Source organism: Pseudomonas sp. ArH3a (assembly GCF_022648765.1).
In the GTDB taxonomy this organism is placed as follows: domain Bacteria; phylum Pseudomonadota; class Gammaproteobacteria; order Pseudomonadales; family Pseudomonadaceae; genus Aquipseudomonas.
On sequence record NZ_CP080330.1, the window covers coordinates 4,283,947 to 4,301,679 of the forward strand.

A 17,733-nucleotide genomic window follows, 5' to 3' on the forward strand; every position below is an offset into this window, starting at 1 on the left:
CTTTGAACCATGGCCACTATCCACGTAGACGGCAAAGCGCTCGAAGTCGATGGGGCAGACAACCTGTTACAGGCATGTCTCTCACTAGGCCTCGACATCCCTTATTTCTGCTGGCACCCAGCCCTTGGTAGCGTTGGCGCCTGTCGCCAGTGTGCGGTCAAGCAGTACACCGACGAAAACGACACCCGTGGTCGTATCGTCATGTCCTGCATGACCCCAGCCACCGACAACACCTGGATCTCCATCGAAGATGAAGAATCCAAGGCGTTCCGCGCCAGCGTTGTCGAATGGCTGATGACCAACCACCCCCACGACTGCCCGGTCTGTGAGGAAGGCGGTCACTGCCACCTGCAAGACATGACGGTGATGACCGGCCACAACGAGCGCCGTTATCGCTTCACCAAGCGTACCCACCAGAACCAGGACCTCGGCCCGTTCATTTCCCACGAAATGAACCGCTGCATCGCCTGCTACCGTTGCGTACGTTTCTATAAAGACTACGCTGGCGGCACCGACCTCGGCGTATTCGGCGCCCACGACAACGTGTACTTCGGTCGCGTTGAAGACGGCGTGCTCGAAAGCGAGTTCTCCGGCAACCTCACCGAGGTCTGCCCGACCGGTGTGTTCACCGACAAGACCCACTCCGAGCGCTACAACCGTAAGTGGGACATGCAGTTCTCGCCAAGCATCTGCCATGGCTGCTCCAGCGGTTGCAACATCTCCCCGGGCGAGCGCTACGGCGAACTGCGCCGCATCGAAAACCGCTTCAACGGCTCGGTCAACCAGTACTTCCTGTGCGACCGTGGCCGTTTCGGCTACGGCTACGTCAACCGCGAAGACCGCCCGCGCCAGCCACTGCTGGCCGATGGCGCCAAGCTGAGCCTGGACGACGCGCTGGATAAAGCCGCCGACCTGCTGCGCGGCCGCAACATCGTCGGTATCGGTTCGCCACGCGCCAGCCTCGAAAGCAACTACGCGTTGCGCGAACTGGTCGGCGCCGAGCACTTCTACTGCGGTATCGAAGCCGCAGAGCTGGAGCACATCCGCCTGGTCCTGCAAGTGCTGAACGACAGCCCGCTGCCGGTTCCGAACATGCGTGACATCGAAGACCACGACGCGATCTTCGTGCTCGGCGAAGACCTGACCCAGACCGCCGCGCGTATCGCGCTGTCGCTGCGCCAGTCGGTCAAAGGCAAGGCCGAAGAGATGGCCGACGCCATGCGCGTACAGCCTTGGCTCGACGCCGCGGTGAAAAACATCGGCCAGCACGCGCTGAACCCGCTGTTTATCGCAAGCCTTGCAGAAACCAAACTCGACGACATCGCCGAAGAATGCGTCCACGCCGCACCTGACGACCTGGCCCGCATCGGTTTCGCCGTGGCCCACGCCCTGGAAGCCAGCGCGCCTGCCGTCGAAGGCCTGGACACTGAAGCCGTTGAACTGGCCCAACGCATCGCCGACGCCCTGCTGGCCGCCAAGCGCCCGCTGATCATTGCCGGTACCTCGTTGGGCTCCAAAGCGCTGATCGAAGCCGCCGCCAACATCGCCAAAGCCTTGAAGCTGCGCGACAAGAACGGCTCCATCAGCTTGGTCGTGCCGGAAGCCAACAGCCTCGGCCTGGCCATGCTCGGTGGCGAATCGCTGGACGCAGCCCTGCAAGCCGTGATCGACGGCAACGCTGACGCCATTGTGGTACTGGAAAACGACCTGTACACCCGCACGGATTCGGCCAAGGTCGACGCCGCGCTGGATGCCGCCAAAGTGCTGATCGTTGCCGACCACCAGAAGACCGCCACCAGCGATCGCGCCGACCTGGTACTGCCAGCCGCCACCTTCGCCGAAGGCGACGGTACCCTGGTCAGCCAGGAAGGCCGCGCCCAGCGCTTCTTCCAGGTGTTCGATCCGAAGTACATGGACGCCAGCATTCTGGTTCACGAAGGCTGGCGCTGGCTGCATGCCCTGCGCGCAACCTTGCTGAACCAGCCGATCGACTGGACCCAGCTCGACCACGTAACAGCCGCCGCCGCTGCCAGCGCGCCGCAGCTGGCGCGGATTGTCGACGCTGCACCGTCTGCATCGTTCCGCATCAAGGGCATGAAACTGGCCCGTGAACCGCTGCGTTACTCCGGCCGTACCGCCATGCGTGCTGATATCAGCGTGCATGAACCGCGTACGCCGCAAGACATCGACACCGCGTTCGCCTTCTCCATGGAAGGTTACTCGGGTTCGGTCGAGCCACGTCAGCAGGTGCCATTTGCCTGGTCGCCGGGCTGGAACTCGCCGCAAGCCTGGAACAAGTTCCAGGACGAAGTCGGTGGTCACATCCGCGCTGGCGACCCGGGCACCCGCCTGATCGAAAGCACCGGTGACTCGCTGAACTGGTTTGCCGCCGTACCGCGTCCATTCAACCCGGCACAGGGCACCTGGCAGGTTGTGCCGTTCTTCCACCTGTTCGGCAGCGAAGAGACCTCTTCCAAAGCCGCACCGGTTCAACAGCGCATCCCCGCCGCTTATGTGTCCGTGGCCAAGTCCGAAGCCGACCGCCTGGGCGTCAACGACGGTGCCCTGCTCAGCTTGAACGTGGGTGGCAAGACCCTGCGTCTACCGCTGCGCATCAGCGATGAGTTAGGTGCCGGCCTGGTTGCACTGCCAAAAGGCCTCGCGGGTATTCCACCGGCGATCTTTGGCCAAACCGTTGACGGTCTGCAGGAGGCAGCGCAATGACCTGGTTCACCCCTGAAGTGATCGACGTGATCATCTCGGTCGTCAAGGCCATCGTGATCCTGTTGGCCGTGGTCGTCGCGGGCGCTTTGCTCAGCTTCGTCGAACGTCGCCTGCTGGGCTGGTGGCAGGACCGTTACGGTCCGAACCGCGTCGGCCCATTCGGCATGTTCCAGATCGCTGCCGACATGCTCAAAATGTTCTTCAAGGAAGACTGGACCCCGCCGTTTGCCGACAAGGTGATCTTCACCCTGGCACCGGTCGTGGCCATGAGCGCCTTGCTGATTGCCTTCGCCGTCATCCCGATCACCCCGACCTGGGGCGTGGCGGACCTGAACATCGGCTTGCTGTTCTTCTTCGCCATGGCCGGTCTGTCGGTCTATGCGGTGCTATTCGCCGGTTGGGCCAGTAACAACAAGTTCGCCCTGCTGGGCAGCTTGCGGGCGTCGGCCCAGACCGTGTCCTACGAAGTGTTCATGGGCCTGGCGCTGATGGGCATCGTGGTGCAGGTTGGCTCGTTCAACATGCGCGACATCGTCGAGTACCAGGCGCAGAACCTGTGGTTCATCATTCCGCAGTTCTTTGGCTTCTGTACGTTCTTCATCGCTGGCGTCGCCGTGACTCACCGTCACCCGTTCGACCAGCCGGAAGCGGAGCAGGAACTGGCCGACGGTTACCACATTGAATACGCCGGCATGAAATGGGGCATGTTCTTCGTCGGTGAATACATCGGCATCATCTTGATCTCGGCATTGCTGGTCACGCTGTTCTTCGGCGGCTGGCACGGCCCTTTCAACATCCTGCCGCAACTGGCGTTCTTCTGGTTCTTCTTGAAGACGGCGTTCTTCATCATGCTGTTCATCCTGCTGCGCGCGTCTATTCCGCGCCCACGCTATGACCAAGTGATGGATTTCAGCTGGAGATTCTGCCTGCCGCTGACCCTGATCAATTTGCTGGTGACGGCTGCTGTTGTGTTGTTGAACACGCCAGCCGGCGCGGTTCAGTGAGGATTTGACCCATGTTCAAATATATTGGCGACATCGTTAAGGGTACCGGTACCCAGTTGCGAAGCCTGGTGATGGTTTTCGGCCATGGCTTTCGCAAACGCGACACCCTGCAATACCCGGAAGAAGCGGTGTACCTGCCGCCGCGCTATCGCGGCCGTATCGTGCTGACCCGCGACCCCGATGGCGAAGAGCGTTGCGTAGCTTGCAACCTGTGCGCCGTGGCGTGCCCGGTGGGTTGCATCTCCCTGCAGAAAGCTGAAACCGAAGACGGTCGCTGGTACCCGGACTTCTTCCGCATCAACTTCTCGCGCTGCATTTTCTGCGGCCTCTGCGAGGAAGCTTGCCCGACCACCGCGATCCAGCTGACACCGGATTTCGAGATGGCCGAGTTCAAACGTCAGGACCTGGTGTACGAGAAAGAAGATCTGCTGATCTCTGGTCCCGGTAAAAACCCTGATTACAACTTCTATCGTGTTGCAGGTATGGCCGTTGCCGGTAAGCCGAAGGGCGCCGCACAAAACGAAGCCGAGCCGATCAACGTGAAGAGCTTGCTGCCTTAAGGAAGAAAGATGGAATTCGCTTTCTATTTCGCGTCGGGTATTGCAGTGGTGTCCACGCTTCGCGTGATCACCAACACCAACCCCGTGCACGCCCTGCTCTACCTGATCATTTCGCTGATCGCCGTGGCCATGACCTTTTTCAGCCTCGGCGCACCGTTCGCCGGTGTGTTGGAAGTGATCGCCTACGCCGGCGCCATTATGGTGCTGTTCGTGTTTGTGGTGATGATGCTCAACCTGGGGCCGGCTTCGGTCGCCCAGGAACGCGTCTGGCTCAAGCCCGGCATCTGGCTCGGCCCGGTCATCCTGGCAGCCCTGCTGCTGGGTGAACTGTTGTATGTGCTGTTCGCTCACCAGAGCGGCCAGGCCATCGGCCACACCACCGTAGACGCCAAGGCCGTGGGCATCAGCCTGTTCGGCCCGTACCTGCTGGTGGTCGAACTGGCTTCGATGCTGCTGCTGGCTGCAGCCATCACCGCCTTCCACTTGGGCCGCAACGAAGCCAAGGAGCAATGACGATGCCTGCTATCCCTTTGGAGCATGGTCTGGCGGTCGCCGGCATCCTGTTCTGCCTTGGCCTGGTCGGCCTGATGGTTCGCCGTAACATTTTGTTCGTGTTGATGAGCCTGGAAATCATGATGAACGCCGCCGCACTGGCCTTCATCGTTGCAGGTGCACGTTGGGGCCAGCCGGATGGGCAAGTCATGTTCATCCTGGTGATCAGCCTGGCAGCCGCCGAGGCCAGTATTGGCCTGGCGATCCTGCTGCAACTGTATCGTCGCTTCCACACGCTTGATATCGACGCTGCCAGTGAGATGCGCGGATGAACATGATCTTTCTGACTTTCGTATTTCCCCTGATCGGTTTCCTGCTGCTGTCGTTCTCCCGTGGACGCTGGTCGGAAAACCTGTCCGCCCTGGTGGGTGTGGGCTCCATTGGCCTGTCGGCAATTGTCGCCGCCTACGTCATCTGGCAATTCAACGTGGCGCCGCCGGAAGGCGGCCACTACACCCTGGTGCTGTGGCAATGGATGTCGGTGGAAGGCTTCAAGCCCAACTTCGCCCTCTACGTCGACGGCCTGTCGATCACCATGCTCGGCGTGGTGGTGGGTGTGGGCTTCCTGATCCACCTGTTCGCGTCCTGGTACATGCGCGGTGAAGCCGGTTACTCGCGTTTCTTCGCCTACACCAACCTGTTTATCGCCAGCATGCTGTTCCTGGTGCTGGGCGATAACCTGTTGTTCCTGTACTTCGGCTGGGAAGGTGTGGGCCTGTGCTCCTACCTGTTGATCGGTTTCTACTACAGCAACCGCAACAACGGTAACGCGGCACTCAAGGCGTTCATCGTCACCCGCATCGGCGACGTGTTCATGGCCATCGGCCTGTTCATCCTGTTCCAACAAGTGGGCACGCTGAACATCCAGGAACTGCTGGTGCTGGCACCGCAGAAGTTCCAGGTCGGTGACTTCTGGATCACCCTGGCGACCCTCATGCTGCTGGGTGGCGCCGTGGGTAAATCCGCGCAACTGCCGCTGCAAACCTGGCTGGCGGATGCGATGGCCGGTCCTACTCCCGTTTCCGCACTGATTCACGCGGCAACCATGGTAACTGCCGGTGTCTACCTGATTGCACGAACCCATGGCCTCTTCACCCTGGCGCCGGAGATTCTGCATCTCGTCGGCCTGGTGGGTGGCGTGACCCTGGTACTGGCCGGCTTCGCCGCGCTGGTGCAGACCGACATCAAGCGTATCCTCGCCTACTCGACCATGAGCCAGATCGGCTACATGTTCCTGGCCCTGGGCGTGGGTGCCTGGGACGCGGCGATCTTCCACCTGATGACCCACGCCTTCTTCAAGGCCCTGCTGTTCCTTGCCTCCGGTGCGGTGATCGTTGCCTGCCACCACGAGCAGAACATCTTCAAGATGGGTGGCCTGTGGAAGAAACTGCCGTTGGCCTACGCCAGCTTCATCGTCGGTGGTGCCGCACTCGCTGCCCTGCCATTGGTGACCGCAGGTTTCTACTCCAAAGACGAAATCCTCTGGGAAGCCTTTGCCAGCGGTAACCAGAACCTGCTGTACGCAGGCCTGGTGGGTGCCTTCATGACCTCGCTGTACACCTTCCGCCTGATCTTCATCACCTTCCACGGTGAAGCCAAGACCGAAGCACACGCAGGCCACGGTATCTCCCACTGGTTGCCACTGTCGGTGCTGATCATCCTGTCGACCTTCATCGGCGCCATGATCACCCCACCACTGGCCGGTGTACTGCCGGAAAGCGCCGGCCATGCCGGTGGCGCCGCCAAGCACAGCCTGGAGATCGCCTCGGGCGCCATCGCCATCGCCGGTATCCTGCTGGCGGCCCTGCTGTTCCTCGGCAAGCGTCGCTTCGTTACGGCTGTTGCCAACAGCGGCATCGGGCGCTTCCTGTCGGCCTGGTGGTTCGCTGCCTGGGGCTTCGACTGGATCTACGACAAACTGTTCGTCAAGCCTTACCTAGCCATCAGCCATGTACTGCGCAAAGACCCGCTCGACCAGACCATCGGTTTGATCCCGCGCGCCGCCAAGGCCGGTCACACCGCCCTGAGCCGCAGCGAGACTGGCCAACTGCGCTGGTATGCAGCTTCCATGGCGGCCGGTGCCGTTCTGGTGATCGGCGCCATCGTGGTGGTAGCGGTCTGACTATGTCTATGCACTTTGCGAACTTGCGAAAGGAAACGAGCCCGTCATGATTCTGCCCTGGCTAATCCTGATCCCCTTTATCGGCGGCCTGCTCTGCTGGATGGGTGAACGCTTCGGCGCCACCCTGCCCCGCTGGATTGCGTTGCTGACCATGTCCCTGGAACTCGCGCTCGGCCTCTGGCTGTGGGCCCATGGTGACTATTCATTCGCTCCGGCACCGGGTGCCGATCCAACCTTCGCGCTTGAATTCAAGCACGTGTGGATCCAGCGCTTCGGCATTAACGTGCACCTGGCCCTCGACGGTCTGTCGCTGTTGATGATCCTGCTGACCGGCCTGCTGGGTATCCTCTCGGTACTCTGCTCCTGGAAAGAGATTCAGCGTCACGTGGGCTTCTTCCACCTGAACCTGATGTGGATTTTGGGCGGTGTTGTCGGCGTGTTCCTGGCGCTGGACCTGTTCATGTTCTTCTTCTTCTGGGAAATGATGCTGGTGCCGATGTACTTCCTCATCGCGCTCTGGGGTCACAGTTCTTCGGACGGCAAGAAAACCCGGATCTACGCGGCGACCAAGTTCTTCATCTTCACCCAGGCTTCCGGCCTGATCATGTTGGTGGCGATCCTGGGTCTGGTATTGGTCAACTTCAACAGCACGGGCGTGATTACCTTCAACTACGCCGACCTGTTGAAAACCAAGATGTCCCTGACCACCGAGTACATCCTGATGCTGGGCTTCTTCATCGCCTTCGCGGTGAAGCTGCCGGTGGTGCCGTTCCACTCCTGGCTGCCGGATGCGCACGCCCAGGCGCCGACTGCAGGCTCCGTGGACTTGGCGGGTATCCTGCTGAAAACCGCGGCCTACGGCCTGCTGCGTTTCGCCCTGCCGCTGTTCCCGAATGCCTCGGCCGAGTTTGCGCCGATCGCCATGACCCTGGGTCTGATCGGGATCTTCTACGGTGCGTTCCTGGCCTTCGCCCAAACCGACATCAAGCGTCTGATTGCCTTCTCGTCCGTTTCCCACATGGGTTTCGTACTGATCGGCATCTACTCCGGCAGCCAGCTGGCGTTGCAAGGCGCAGTGATCCAGATGTTGGCCCACGGTGTTTCGGCCGCCGCGCTGTTTATCCTCAGCGGCCAGTTGTACGAGCGCCTGCACACCCGTGACATGCGTGAGATGGGTGGCGTGTGGTCGCGGATCGCGTACCTGCCGGCGATCAGCCTGTTCTTTGCCGCCGCGTCCCTGGGCTTGCCGGGTACCGGTAACTTCATCGGCGAGTTCCTGATCCTGATGGGTTCGTTCGTGCACACGCCGTGGATCAGCGCCATTGCTACTTCCGGCCTGGTGTTCGGTTCGGTCTACTCGCTGATCATGATCCACCGCGCGTACTTCGGCCCGGCCAAGTCCGACACCGTTCTGCAAGGGATGGATGCTCGCGAACTGATCATGGTGCTCGGCCTTGCGGTACTGCTGATCTACATCGGCGTGTACCCGCAACCGTTCCTGGACACTTCTGCCGCGACGATGCATGGCGTGCAGCAGTGGTTCAGCACCGCCTTCACTCAACTCGCTTCGGCACGGTAAGAGCGCTATGGAATTCACGATCCAACACTTTATCGCGCTTGCGCCGCTGCTGATCACCAGCCTCACCGTTGTAGCGGTGATGCTGGCGATCGCCTGGCGCCGCAATCACTCACAAACGTTCCTGCTGTCCTGTGCCGGTTTGAACCTGGCCCTGCTGTCGATCATCCCGGCCCTCAAGGTTGCACCACTGGCGGTCACCCCGCTGATGATGGTCGATGACTTCGCGCTGCTGTATATCGCGTTGATCCTCGTCGCCACCCTGGCCTGCGTCACCCTCGCCCACGCCTACCTCGGCGAAGGCGGCACCGGTTACCCAGGCAACAAGGAAGAGCTGTACCTGCTGATCCTGCTGGCTGCGGCCGGCGGTATCGTGCTGGTCAGCGCGCAGCACCTGGCCGGCTTGTTCATCGGCCTGGAGCTGCTGTCGATCCCGACTTACGGCTTGGTGGCCTACGCCTTCTTCAACAAGCGCTCCCTGGAAGCCGGCATCAAGTACATGGTGCTGTCGGCCGCCGGTTCCGCGTTCCTGTTGTTCGGTATGGCCCTGCTTTACGCAGAAGCCGGCAGCCTGAGCTTCACCGGTATCGGTCACGCCCTGGCGACTACCAATAGCCCTGCACCGATTGCCCAACTGGGCCTGGCGATGATGCTGATCGGCCTGGCGTTCAAGCTGTCCTTGGTGCCTTTCCACCTGTGGACCCCGGACGTGTACGAAGGCGCCCCGGCGCCAGTGGCCGCGTTCCTGGCCACCGCGTCGAAGGTTGCGGTGTTTGCGGTGATGGTGCGTCTGTTCCAGATCTCCCCTGCCGCCAACACCGGCGTGCTGAGCAACGTGCTGACCATTATCGCGATTGCGTCGATCCTGTTCGGTAACCTGCTGGCCCTGACCCAGAACAACCTCAAGCGTCTGCTGGGCTATTCGTCCATCGCCCACTTCGGTTACCTGCTGATCGCCCTGGTGGCGAGCAAAGGCCTGGCCGTGGAAGCCATGGGCGTGTACTTGGTCACCTACGTGATCACCAGCCTCGGCGCGTTCGGTGTGATCACGCTGATGTCCTCGCCGTTCAAAGGCCGTGATGCCGACGCTCTGTACGAATACCGCGGCCTGTTCTGGCGCCGTCCGTACCTGACCGCCGTACTCACCGTGATGATGTTGTCCCTGGCGGGTATCCCGCTGACCGCAGGCTTTATCGGCAAGTTCTACATCGTTGCCACCGGCGTTGAAGCCCACGAATGGTGGTTGGTTGCGTCCTTGGTACTGGGCAGCGCCATCGGCGTGTTCTACTACCTGCGCGTGATGGTCACCCTGTACCTGATCGAGCCAAACCTGCGCCGTGTGGATGCCGAGCTGCACTGGGAACAGAAAGCCGGTGGCGTGATGCTGCTGGCTATCGCCCTGCTCGCGTTCTTCCTGGGTGTGTACCCACAACCGTTGCTCACCCTGGTGCAGCACGCGGTGCTGGGCGTTTGATCGCTTAGTAACATGCGGTAAACAGAACGGCGCCTTCGGGCGCCGTTTTGCGTTTCTGGGGGCAGGTAGTTTTACCCTCCCCTACTCGCCGAAATTTCCTTCTCTATCTGCCTCTGCATCTGGCATCTGCGCGCCGAAGGCCGCCGTATGGTGGTTGCGTTTTAGGAAAGTTCCCACAACCAGGTCACTTGACCCATGGCGAGTGGGCCACCAAACTATACGCAGGCTAAGTACAGAACATGGATGCTCTATTTATCGAATTGCCGGCCTTCGAGCGGCATCGCAAGGACTATCTGAGTGACGAGCTTTTCCAAGGCTTTCAACAGGAGTTGATGAAAAACCCGGAAGCGGGTGACGTGATCGAGGGAACTGGCGGGTTACGCAAGGTTCGCTTCGTGGATGAGCGACGTAACAAAGGCAAACGCGGTGGCCTGCGGGTCATTTACTACTGGTGGTCGGGCGGTACGCAATTCTGGCTGTTCACCCTGTACGGCAAGCACGAACAGGACGACCTAGCCCCCCATCACAAAAAAGCCCTAAAACACATGCTGGACAGGGAAATCAAAGCGAGAACACACCATGAAACGTGAAATCTTTTCCGAACTGGTCGAAGGCTTCGACGCACTGGCTGAAGAACGCCAAGGCAAAGTCACCCTGCGCACCCACAAGGTCCGGCTCAACAACCTGGCCCCGCTGACGGCCGAAGAAGTGGTCGCCGTGCGCCAACAGCTCAACCTCTCCCGTTCGGTGTTCGCTATGTACCTGCGCACCAACGTCCGTACCCTCGAAAACTGGGAGCAAGGCCGCGCAAAGCCAAATGCCCAGGCCGCCACCTTGATTCGGCTGGTGGCGCGGTTTCCAGAAACCGTGGCGCAACTCGCTGCATTAGGTTGAGACACTCGCCGCAACCTCTGTGGCGAGCGGGCTTGCCCCGCGTTGGGCTGCGAAGCAGCCCCAAAACCAGGCGCAGCGCTTTATCTGAAAGAATGCAGCGATACTGCACTTCAGACATGCCACTGGCCGCAGTAGCGCGTTCGGGGGGGGTTGGCGGATACAAAGGAAGCTTGATGGCGCAGTCGAATGCGGGGCGTTGGCCGCCCCGCATCCAGGCGTTCGCTTAGAACGCGATACCGACTTTGAAACCGTACTCGTCACGCTTGAGCTTGGTGTTGTCGGCGACATACGAGTCATCGTCGAGCTTGTATTCGGTACGGGTGTAATACAGGCCCGCCATCACCGGCAAGTCGCCCTTCTGGTTCATCAGCAGGCTGACTTCGGCGTAAGGGTTGGTGCGGTCCTTGAGGTCCACGGTGTCGCTGCCGACGCCGTCGACCTTGAGCCTGGAGCGGCCGTCGATAGTACGACGGGCGCCGGCTTCGACGCGCAGGGTCATGTCATCGAACTGGTGGTTGTAACCCAGTGCGGCCTTGGCGAACGGCGATTTGTTGGTGAGCTTGACGTCGTAATCGTTGGTGTCCGGCTCGTAGCGGGTCCAGCTGTAGCCACCGCCCACAATCACGTCGACGAAGTTGCGCGCGTCCAGCGCGGCACGCCAGCCGAGGTCCAGGTCAGCCTGGCCTTCCTTGAGCTTGTTGTCGCTCTTTTCGCCGTACTTGGCTTCGATACCGGCCTGGTAGATAAAGCCGGACTCGGCGGTGAGCTTGTTGCCGAAGTTGTAGAACAGACCCGCTTCGGGCATGTGGTCCTTGTCGCTTTTGCTGCCGCCTTCAAGTTTGAAGTCGTTATAGCTGCCCTGCAAACCGAGGATGGAAATCGGGCCGGTGGACGGTGCGGCGAACACCACGGCAGGCGCGGCGACCAGCGCCAGCAGCGAGGAACCCTTAAGCAGTTTTCCGAATAGCTTGGACATCGTTTTACATCTCCTTGTCTGGTGAGCAAATTATTCAGGAAACGGTTCGAACCCCGGCTTTCGCCAAAGGTTCGAATTAATTTGCGTCGACTTGGAGCAAAAACGATTCAGTGAAGGCTCTACCTCAAGTTTCTTTTGAATTAGCCACTACTAAGCCATCAAGGGCTTCGCGAAGCAGAGGATGGGCCGGCAGACGAATGCCCAAGGTCTCGTGCAGCACTGTCAACAGCTCATCGGTGCTCTCGATTGCGCGCTTTTCACTGGGCCGATCCAGGTAGTGGACGGCATAGTTGGCGTTATTCAAGGTGTAGCGTTTGCCCGGCGCGAGCAGCGCGGCTTTGAGTTGACCGACAAACGTTGAAGCCGGGTGCGTCGACACGTACCAGTTGCCGATTTCATAGTCGATATCCGCCTGCTCTTGCAGGTCGAACACATACAAGCCACGCCACTCCTCGCCGACCTGGGCCCACAAGGTGTAATCGGCGCCATTGAACGTCAGGCGATAGGGTTCATGGGCGGTGGCCTGGGTTGCGTCCGTGTCCAACTGCAACGGGCTGCTCGGCACCATGCCGCCGAAGCCGACGTCGGTGACGTAGCGCACGCCATCCAGGGTGACCAGGCTCAGGCGATGGGTGCGACCGGTGCGCGCATCCGTTGGCCCGCCCATCACCACCCAGCCGGTATGGCCGCGCGCCTCGAAGCCCAATTCCTGCAACAGCGTCAGAAACATGTGGTTCAGCTCGAAGCAATACCCGCCACGCCCGTCGAGCAGTACCTTTTGCTCGATGCTCGGCAAGTCGATTGGCACCGGGGTGCGCAGCAGTGTCGACAGGCTCTCAAAGGCAAAGGTGCACACATGGCGCAACTGCAGTTCGCGTAAGGTTTGCAAGGTTGGCGGTGGCGGCGAGTCATAGCCCAGGCGTTGCAGGTAGAGCTGACGGTGAGTCAATCGGGGCATGGCGCGATCCTTGAGCGCGTGGCGAAGGCGTCACTATGCCGTGCCAGCCTGCGACTTGTCATTTTGACTGAACCTTTTTGAACACTTGCCTATCCATCTATAACAAGACAGGGAGGCAACATGAGTACCGCAAAAATCTACACCATCAACTATCAGCTGCACGGTCAACCGAAGTCCTTTGTGGTGCGCGCAGAAGTCATGAACAACGCCGAGGCCTGGCATTGGGCCGCGGTGGATGCCGACATCGCCCATGTCAGCCGCATTGGGCGTGTAGGTCACGAACAGGTGAAAAAAACCACCCGGCCTTGGGCGGAGAAGTTCGGTATTACCGAGGTCACTTGGGTACCGCCCAAGTAAGCACAGCCGCATAAACAAGCCCCATAAACATCAGCCCCGCGATGGCGGGTCTGATGCGGGTGCTTCACGTTGTCTTCAAGTCGCCCAACGGATCGTAGGGCGGCTTTTTTTTCGGCTGCTTTTCCTTGTCCAGCGGGGCTATCGCAGGCCCGATGGGGTCGACCTGCGGGTCGGACACGTCGGGGGAATCCGGGTCAAAGCCCAGTTCGTCATTGCCGCTGGCATGCTCGCTTGAACGCGGGCCTTTCGGGGGATTGCTCACAGTGACCTCCTAAACTTAAAGCGGGCGGGCTTTGTCGTGCAGGTTTTCCAGGTCTTCCTCGACCCGCTCCACATCGTCGTCATGACGCTGGGCCGGGTCATTGGGACGCAACGCATCGTTGTCACGTTCCTCTTCGCCGGGCGTGCGGTCGGGGTTGGGTGTACCAGGCGGTGGCTGTTTATAATCGGGCATGATGGTCTACCTCACGGTGGCTACACAGGTTTAGAGAAACCGCCGCGAGCCATCGTTCAACTTGATTGCGCAAAGCGTGCGAAGATGCCACCCCGCCCCTTCTTGAGACCTGACCCGGATGTTCGAGCTCAAACCCTGCGACCCTGCCACCTTCCGCCAACAGACCCGACGCAGCACGCTTATCATCGCCGTGCTGTTCGTGGCCCTGGCAATGCTGCTGTCGAGCCTGGCGGTGATGCTGTTTGGCACGCCCGGCGGTGACAACTTTCGCTTCAATGTCGGCGGCGTGTTCGCCGGCGTATTGATCACCGTCGCCCTGGTGCGCGGCCCGTTCTGGACTCAGCCTTGGCTGGCGCCGGCGGTGTATGGCTGGCAGCTCAAGCGCAGCTTGATGAGCGTCACCAACGTGATGCACAAGGTCACCGAACGCGTGCAAGCCAACGACCCGACGGCGATCAAACTGCTGCGTTTTTACCACTTGGGGCTCACGCAGATGCATGAACTGGACGCCAACTCCAGCGCCCAGGCGCAATTGGTCGGCGAGATCGACGTACACACCGCGAAGATGCAGGCCTTGGGGATCGACACCGAGCAAACCCGCCTCGACCCCGCCTGGCTAGGCAGCGTTAAAAAGGCCTGACAGCGTCAGTTAGAAAGCTTGGTTCGCCAGCAGAACACCGCGCTCACCGCGATTGCCGCGCCAGCCAGCCCAAACACCCAGGGCGCCGAGGCCACGGGCAGCAACAGGCCGGCCAGCAAAGGCCCTAGGCCGGCGCCGACGTCGCGCCACACTGCGTTGGAGGCCAGGGCTGAAACGCGCATCGAACCGGGGTTGCGCTCGGCCACCAAGGTGGTCACCAGCGGCAGTTGTAGCGCGCGCAGCACCAGCACCGCCGCCGCGCCGACGATCACCCAATAACTGCCGAACGCGGTCAGGGCCAGGGCACTCAAAAACGAAAACAGCAGCAGCATCGAGGTCGCGCCAAAACGTTGCGCCGCCCGGCCGCCCAACGGGCTCAGGAGCATCTCCGAGGCATACCGCAGGGCCATCAGGCCACCGGCGATCAGCACCGCATCGCCGCCGAGAAGCTTCTGTGCCTGGATCGACAAGCCAAAGATAAACAGCCCATCGAGCGCCACACCTTCGATAAACGACCAGGTTGCCACACTGTCAGGCCACTTGAAGCGCCGCCCGGTGCTGTGCAAGTCATGGCTAGCGGTGGGTAAGCCGCGCGCCACCCACAGGCCGACCAGGCAGCAACCGGCGAGAATCACAAAGATCGGGCGCGGCCCGGCCCATAAGGTCAGCCAGCCACCCAGCGGCAACGCCAGCATCGGCCCGAGGGCGATCACCGCCCGTGAACGCCCCGCACGGCGGGCTGCGCCAGCGGGTTCGGAAGTCGCCAACACTTGGGTCGAGAGGTTCAACGCGGCAAAACACAGGCCCCAGATCAGTCGTAACCCCAGCAATGCGGCGAAACCCGACAACAGCGAGTTGCCCAAGGCACACACCGTGGCAGCACCGGCGGCGATCATGCAGGTCAGCCGGTCGCCGTTGCGCGCGTAGAAATTCAACACATGCCGGTAACCGAAAATCCGCACCAGGCGGTTGGCTGCCAGCAACACCCCGGCCTGGGCCAGCGTGATGCCAAAGGCCTGGGATTGCATGGGCAGCAGCAAGTAGAGCAGCACGTCACTGGGCAGGCATAGCGCGAGGGTCAGCGCGGCGCGTCGGGAGGTGAGATCAGCAGTGCGTTGGGCCAGGCTGCGCATAAATCTGAAACATCCCGAAATATTCAGGTCGCAACGTTAGCCTTCTCACGCCGGTTTTTACAACGATCTATCCGGCTTTTTTCCATAGGGCAGTAAACGCAGGCCGCTGGCCACACTGCCCACCAGTGCAAACCCGCAACCCAGCCACAGCGCGTATTGCGGGCCGCTGCCCAGGGACAGATGAAAACAGAACGCCACCAACGACGCCCCCAGCGTCTGGCCCAGCAACCGCGAAATCGCGACGATGCCGCTGGCCCCACCGCTGCGGGCCAACGGTGCGCTGGTCATGATCGCCTTGAGGTTGGGCGATTGAAAAAAGCCAAACCCGGCGCCGCACAGGGCCATGCGCCAACCAATATCAAAGGCTGACGCGCCATTGCCCAAGTTCGCCAACGCGGCCATGCCCACGCTGAGCATCAGCAAGCCGACGCCGCACAGCACGCCCAGCGACACCCGATCCGCCAGGCGCCCCGCCACCAAAGCCATGACGGCGACCACTGCCGGCCACGGCGTCATCAGAAACCCGGTTTCTACCTGGCTATGGCCGAGCACCGCCTGCAACAGGAACGGCAGCGACACAAAGGCCAGGCCCTGGGCGCTGAACGCGCAGATCGCAGTGAGGGAAGACAGCGCAAACACCGGCCGTTTGAACAAATCCAGAGCCAGCATCGGCGCCGGATGACCCGCCTGACGGCGCAGCAACACCGCGCCGCACATCAGCGCCACGGCGATCAGACCCAAGGTCAGTGCGCCCTGGGCACCGTGTACCGCCGTGCCCAGGCCGAGCACCAGCAGGGCAAACAACCCGGCACATAGCAACGCGGCGAGACGGTCGAAGGCGTGGCCGGTCATGGGCAGCGTGGGTAATGAACGCAGGCCCAGCCCCAGGGCCAGCAGCCCCAGCGGCACGTTGATCAGGTACAACCAATGCCAGGTCGCCACCGACAGAATCGCCGACGCAGCGGTCGGCCCGAGGGTGAACGCCAGCCCCACCACCAACGAGTTATAACCCAGGCCACGCCCAAGCATTTTTGAAGGGTAGATATGCCGCAGCAACGCGGTGTTGACGCTCATCACCGCCGCCGCGCCCAGGCCTTGCGCCACGCGCGCGGCGGTCAGCGTCAGCAGCGACCCGGCCAGCCCGCAAAATAGCGACGAGATAATAAACAGCAGCAACCCGCCGAGGTACACCCGACGGTGCCCCAGCACATCACTCAACGACGCGAACGGCAGCACCGTGGCGATAATCGCCAACTGGTAGGCGTTGACCACCCAGATCACCGAGGCGGAGTCGGTGCCGATGCCTTCGGCCAGGGTCGGCAGCGCCGTATTGACGATAGCCGTGTCCAGGGTGGCCATGCCGATCCCCAAAGAAAGGGCGATCACTGCCGGCAGGCGTTTATTGGCGGGCAACCCATCGGCAGCAGAAGACATGAACAACCTGGCGCTGGTAACAAAGGCGTTTAGATTACGGGCAGCCGGGAAATTTTTCAGTGGCCGTTTGCCTGTCTGTCAAAGTTTTCATGTCCACTGTGGAGCGATAGTGAGCAGAAGGCTTTCTGTGGAGAGCGGGCTTGTTGTGACAGGCGCAGATTGCGACGGACTTGGCGCGGTTGCAGGAGCCCAAGCTGCGCATCGCCTCCCTGCCCCGCTTCCAGCACCGCCAGTGTGATCGCTCCATAGACGCTCCGCGTCCACTCTCAAGGTGGTAACGCAGAGCGTCACGGGAGGCGTTCCCACACAGGGTGGGAACGATCATTCAGGTGGTCCCTGCCTTCAGTTGTTGTCGAAACCGAGCTGACGGTACAGCGTTTTCATGTCGTAGTAATCGGTGCATTCGACAATTTTATTGTCCTGAATCCTGATCACGCAGGTACCATCCACGTTGATCTGATTGTAAGTTGCGCCATAACCGAACAGCTCGCCCTTTTGGGTTCCCGTCATATGCCACTGAATCGTCCCGCCGCGCTCGCCAAGGCTGATCAGGTCGCTGATAACCTTGAAATCGGGCAATGCCTTTCTGATCTGGTCAAAAAAATCGCCCAACTCGTTCCGTCCGCGCATGATTTGCCGCGCGGCCTTGTCCTCATAGACAGTCGTCTCTGAAAATATCGCGAGAAATCGCTCTTTTGAGGGTGTGGACCAGCTCTCGGCCCACTCGTTGATCAAATTACGCTGTTGATCTGTCATGTTGAAACTCCTAGGAAAGTTGGAAACAGTTCAGCGACAACCTGACGGTTAACGCGTCCATCCCTCGCCTGTGACAGATACAACTTCAGCTCCTGCTGAGCAGATACTCCCTCTGAACC

19 protein-coding genes are annotated in these 17,733 nt (G+C 60.9%); 12 read left to right on the top strand and 7 right to left on the bottom strand.

The window, feature by feature from the left end; translation table 11 throughout:
* Positions 1 to 9: 9 nt before the first annotated feature.
* The 10 genes from nuoG (at position 10) to K0P33_RS19540 (ending at position 10,906) form a co-directional block, all read left to right on the top strand.
* A complete protein-coding gene (gene nuoG / locus K0P33_RS19495) occupies positions 10 to 2,724 on the top strand; it encodes an NADH-quinone oxidoreductase subunit NuoG (protein WP_242150626.1) in 2,715 nt (904 codons plus the stop codon).
* Positions 2,721 to 3,728 (top strand): NADH-quinone oxidoreductase subunit NuoH, encoded by a 1,008-nt coding sequence (nuoH, locus tag K0P33_RS19500; protein WP_083357964.1) that lies wholly within the window; start codon positions 2,721 to 2,723, stop codon positions 3,726 to 3,728. Before nuoG ends, nuoH begins: the two co-directional genes overlap by 4 nt.
* Positions 3,729 to 3,739: 11 nt before the next feature.
* Positions 3,740 to 4,288, top strand: a complete 549-nt coding sequence (gene nuoI, locus K0P33_RS19505) for an NADH-quinone oxidoreductase subunit NuoI (protein ID WP_003174725.1) — start codon at positions 3,740 to 3,742, stop codon at positions 4,286 to 4,288.
* 9 nt (positions 4,289 to 4,297) lie between these two features.
* Positions 4,298 to 4,801, top strand: coding sequence for an NADH-quinone oxidoreductase subunit J (gene nuoJ, locus K0P33_RS19510; RefSeq protein ID WP_003219561.1), 504 nt, complete (start codon positions 4,298 to 4,300; stop codon positions 4,799 to 4,801).
* Between the two features lie 2 nt (positions 4,802 to 4,803).
* Positions 4,804 to 5,112 carry an NADH-quinone oxidoreductase subunit NuoK gene (gene nuoK, locus K0P33_RS19515; protein ID WP_003174727.1) on the top strand — a complete coding sequence of 103 codons (309 nt, stop codon included), beginning with the start codon at positions 4,804 to 4,806 and terminating at the stop codon, positions 5,110 to 5,112.
* Positions 5,109 to 6,962: an NADH-quinone oxidoreductase subunit L gene (nuoL, locus tag K0P33_RS19520; protein WP_094950602.1), complete on the top strand. Its 1,854-nt coding sequence runs from the start codon at positions 5,109 to 5,111 to the stop codon at positions 6,960 to 6,962. The genes nuoK and nuoL overlap by 4 nt, the downstream gene beginning before the upstream one ends.
* Positions 6,963 to 7,008: 46 nt before the next feature.
* Entirely contained in the window at positions 7,009 to 8,541 is a 1,533-nt protein-coding gene (gene nuoM, locus K0P33_RS19525; protein ID WP_064452906.1) for an NADH-quinone oxidoreductase subunit M, read from the top strand.
* Between the two features lie 7 nt (positions 8,542 to 8,548).
* Positions 8,549 to 10,012 carry an NADH-quinone oxidoreductase subunit NuoN gene (gene nuoN, locus K0P33_RS19530; RefSeq protein ID WP_094950601.1) on the top strand — a complete coding sequence of 488 codons (1,464 nt, stop codon included), beginning with the start codon at positions 8,549 to 8,551 and terminating at the stop codon, positions 10,010 to 10,012.
* 239 nt (positions 10,013 to 10,251) lie between these two features.
* A complete protein-coding gene (locus K0P33_RS19535) occupies positions 10,252 to 10,602 on the top strand; it encodes a toxin (protein WP_094950600.1) in 351 nt (116 codons plus the stop codon).
* Entirely contained in the window at positions 10,592 to 10,906 is a 315-nt protein-coding gene (locus K0P33_RS19540) for a transcriptional regulator (protein WP_094950599.1), read from the top strand. The genes K0P33_RS19535 and K0P33_RS19540 overlap by 11 nt, the downstream gene beginning before the upstream one ends.
* 223 nt (positions 10,907 to 11,129) lie before the next feature.
* Here the strand turns inward: K0P33_RS19540 and K0P33_RS19545 are convergent, their stop codons facing one another.
* Positions 11,130 to 11,882: an outer membrane beta-barrel protein gene (locus tag K0P33_RS19545; RefSeq protein WP_094950598.1), complete on the bottom strand. Its 753-nt coding sequence runs from the start codon at positions 11,880 to 11,882 to the stop codon at positions 11,130 to 11,132.
* A 124-nt stretch (positions 11,883 to 12,006) separates the two neighbouring features.
* The gene (locus K0P33_RS19550; RefSeq protein ID WP_242150630.1) at positions 12,007 to 12,840 is read right to left on the bottom strand and encodes an arylamine N-acetyltransferase; all 834 of its coding nucleotides are present in this window, start codon (positions 12,838 to 12,840) and stop codon (positions 12,007 to 12,009) included.
* A gap of 120 nt (positions 12,841 to 12,960) precedes the next feature.
* Between K0P33_RS19550 and K0P33_RS19555 the strand changes: the two genes are divergently transcribed.
* Complete coding sequence (locus K0P33_RS19555; protein ID WP_094950596.1) at positions 12,961 to 13,197, top strand: DUF6555 family protein; 237 nt, start codon at positions 12,961 to 12,963, stop codon at positions 13,195 to 13,197.
* 64 nt (positions 13,198 to 13,261) lie between these two features.
* Here K0P33_RS19555 and K0P33_RS19560 read toward each other — a convergent pair whose 3' ends face one another.
* Together K0P33_RS19560 and K0P33_RS19565 are read right to left on the bottom strand one after the other, a co-directional pair.
* Complete coding sequence (locus K0P33_RS19560) at positions 13,262 to 13,459, bottom strand: DUF6021 family protein (RefSeq protein ID WP_242150633.1); 198 nt, start codon at positions 13,457 to 13,459, stop codon at positions 13,262 to 13,264.
* A 15-nt stretch (positions 13,460 to 13,474) separates the two neighbouring features.
* Positions 13,475 to 13,651: a hypothetical protein gene (locus tag K0P33_RS19565; protein WP_176462926.1), complete on the bottom strand. Its 177-nt coding sequence runs from the start codon at positions 13,649 to 13,651 to the stop codon at positions 13,475 to 13,477.
* 118 nt (positions 13,652 to 13,769) lie between these two features.
* Between K0P33_RS19565 and K0P33_RS19570 the strand changes: the two genes are divergently transcribed.
* On the top strand, positions 13,770 to 14,291 hold the full coding sequence (locus tag K0P33_RS19570; protein WP_094950594.1) for a DUF3087 domain-containing protein: 522 nt from the start codon (positions 13,770 to 13,772) through the stop codon (positions 14,289 to 14,291).
* Between the two features lie 5 nt (positions 14,292 to 14,296).
* Here K0P33_RS19570 and K0P33_RS19575 read toward each other — a convergent pair whose 3' ends face one another.
* The 3 genes from K0P33_RS19575 to K0P33_RS19585 all read right to left on the bottom strand — a co-directional run bounded on the left by K0P33_RS19575 (position 14,297) and on the right by K0P33_RS19585 (position 17,614).
* Positions 14,297 to 15,424 (bottom strand): MFS transporter, encoded by a 1,128-nt coding sequence (locus K0P33_RS19575; RefSeq protein ID WP_242150636.1) that lies wholly within the window; start codon positions 15,422 to 15,424, stop codon positions 14,297 to 14,299.
* 57 nt (positions 15,425 to 15,481) lie between these two features.
* On the bottom strand, positions 15,482 to 16,858 hold the full coding sequence (locus K0P33_RS19580; protein ID WP_242150639.1) for an MFS transporter: 1,377 nt from the start codon (positions 16,856 to 16,858) through the stop codon (positions 15,482 to 15,484).
* Positions 16,859 to 17,200: 342 nt separating this feature from the next.
* The gene (locus K0P33_RS19585; RefSeq protein WP_094950591.1) at positions 17,201 to 17,614 is read right to left on the bottom strand and encodes an ester cyclase; all 414 of its coding nucleotides are present in this window, start codon (positions 17,612 to 17,614) and stop codon (positions 17,201 to 17,203) included.
* Positions 17,615 to 17,733: the final 119 nt, after the last annotated feature.

What these genes read in the sequence shown, in the direction of transcription:
- K0P33_RS19565 (WP_176462926.1), bottom strand. Translation starts at nt 13,651, where the DNA reads ATGCCCGATTATAAACAGCCACCGCCTGGTACACCCAACCCCGACCGC.
- nuoG (WP_242150626.1), top strand. Translation starts at nt 10, where the DNA reads ATGGCCACTATCCACGTAGACGGCAAAGCGCTCGAAGTCGATGGGGCA.
- K0P33_RS19555 (WP_094950596.1), top strand. Translation starts at nt 12,961, where the DNA reads ATGAGTACCGCAAAAATCTACACCATCAACTATCAGCTGCACGGTCAA.
- nuoJ (WP_003219561.1), top strand. Translation starts at nt 4,298, where the DNA reads ATGGAATTCGCTTTCTATTTCGCGTCGGGTATTGCAGTGGTGTCCACG.
- nuoH (WP_083357964.1), top strand. Translation starts at nt 2,721, where the DNA reads ATGACCTGGTTCACCCCTGAAGTGATCGACGTGATCATCTCGGTCGTC.
- K0P33_RS19540 (WP_094950599.1), top strand. Translation starts at nt 10,592, where the DNA reads ATGAAACGTGAAATCTTTTCCGAACTGGTCGAAGGCTTCGACGCACTG.
- nuoK (WP_003174727.1), top strand. Translation starts at nt 4,804, where the DNA reads ATGCCTGCTATCCCTTTGGAGCATGGTCTGGCGGTCGCCGGCATCCTG.
- K0P33_RS19535 (WP_094950600.1), top strand. Translation starts at nt 10,252, where the DNA reads ATGGATGCTCTATTTATCGAATTGCCGGCCTTCGAGCGGCATCGCAAG.
- K0P33_RS19585 (WP_094950591.1), bottom strand. Translation starts at nt 17,614, where the DNA reads ATGACAGATCAACAGCGTAATTTGATCAACGAGTGGGCCGAGAGCTGG.
- K0P33_RS19550 (WP_242150630.1), bottom strand. Translation starts at nt 12,840, where the DNA reads ATGCCCCGATTGACTCACCGTCAGCTCTACCTGCAACGCCTGGGCTAT.
- K0P33_RS19580 (WP_242150639.1), bottom strand. Translation starts at nt 16,858, where the DNA reads ATGTCTTCTGCTGCCGATGGGTTGCCCGCCAATAAACGCCTGCCGGCA.
- K0P33_RS19545 (WP_094950598.1), bottom strand. Translation starts at nt 11,882, where the DNA reads ATGTCCAAGCTATTCGGAAAACTGCTTAAGGGTTCCTCGCTGCTGGCG.
- nuoI (WP_003174725.1), top strand. Translation starts at nt 3,740, where the DNA reads ATGTTCAAATATATTGGCGACATCGTTAAGGGTACCGGTACCCAGTTG.
- nuoM (WP_064452906.1), top strand. Translation starts at nt 7,009, where the DNA reads ATGATTCTGCCCTGGCTAATCCTGATCCCCTTTATCGGCGGCCTGCTC.
- nuoL (WP_094950602.1), top strand. Translation starts at nt 5,109, where the DNA reads ATGAACATGATCTTTCTGACTTTCGTATTTCCCCTGATCGGTTTCCTG.
- K0P33_RS19575 (WP_242150636.1), bottom strand. Translation starts at nt 15,424, where the DNA reads ATGCGCAGCCTGGCCCAACGCACTGCTGATCTCACCTCCCGACGCGCC.
- nuoN (WP_094950601.1), top strand. Translation starts at nt 8,549, where the DNA reads ATGGAATTCACGATCCAACACTTTATCGCGCTTGCGCCGCTGCTGATC.
- K0P33_RS19570 (WP_094950594.1), top strand. Translation starts at nt 13,770, where the DNA reads ATGTTCGAGCTCAAACCCTGCGACCCTGCCACCTTCCGCCAACAGACC.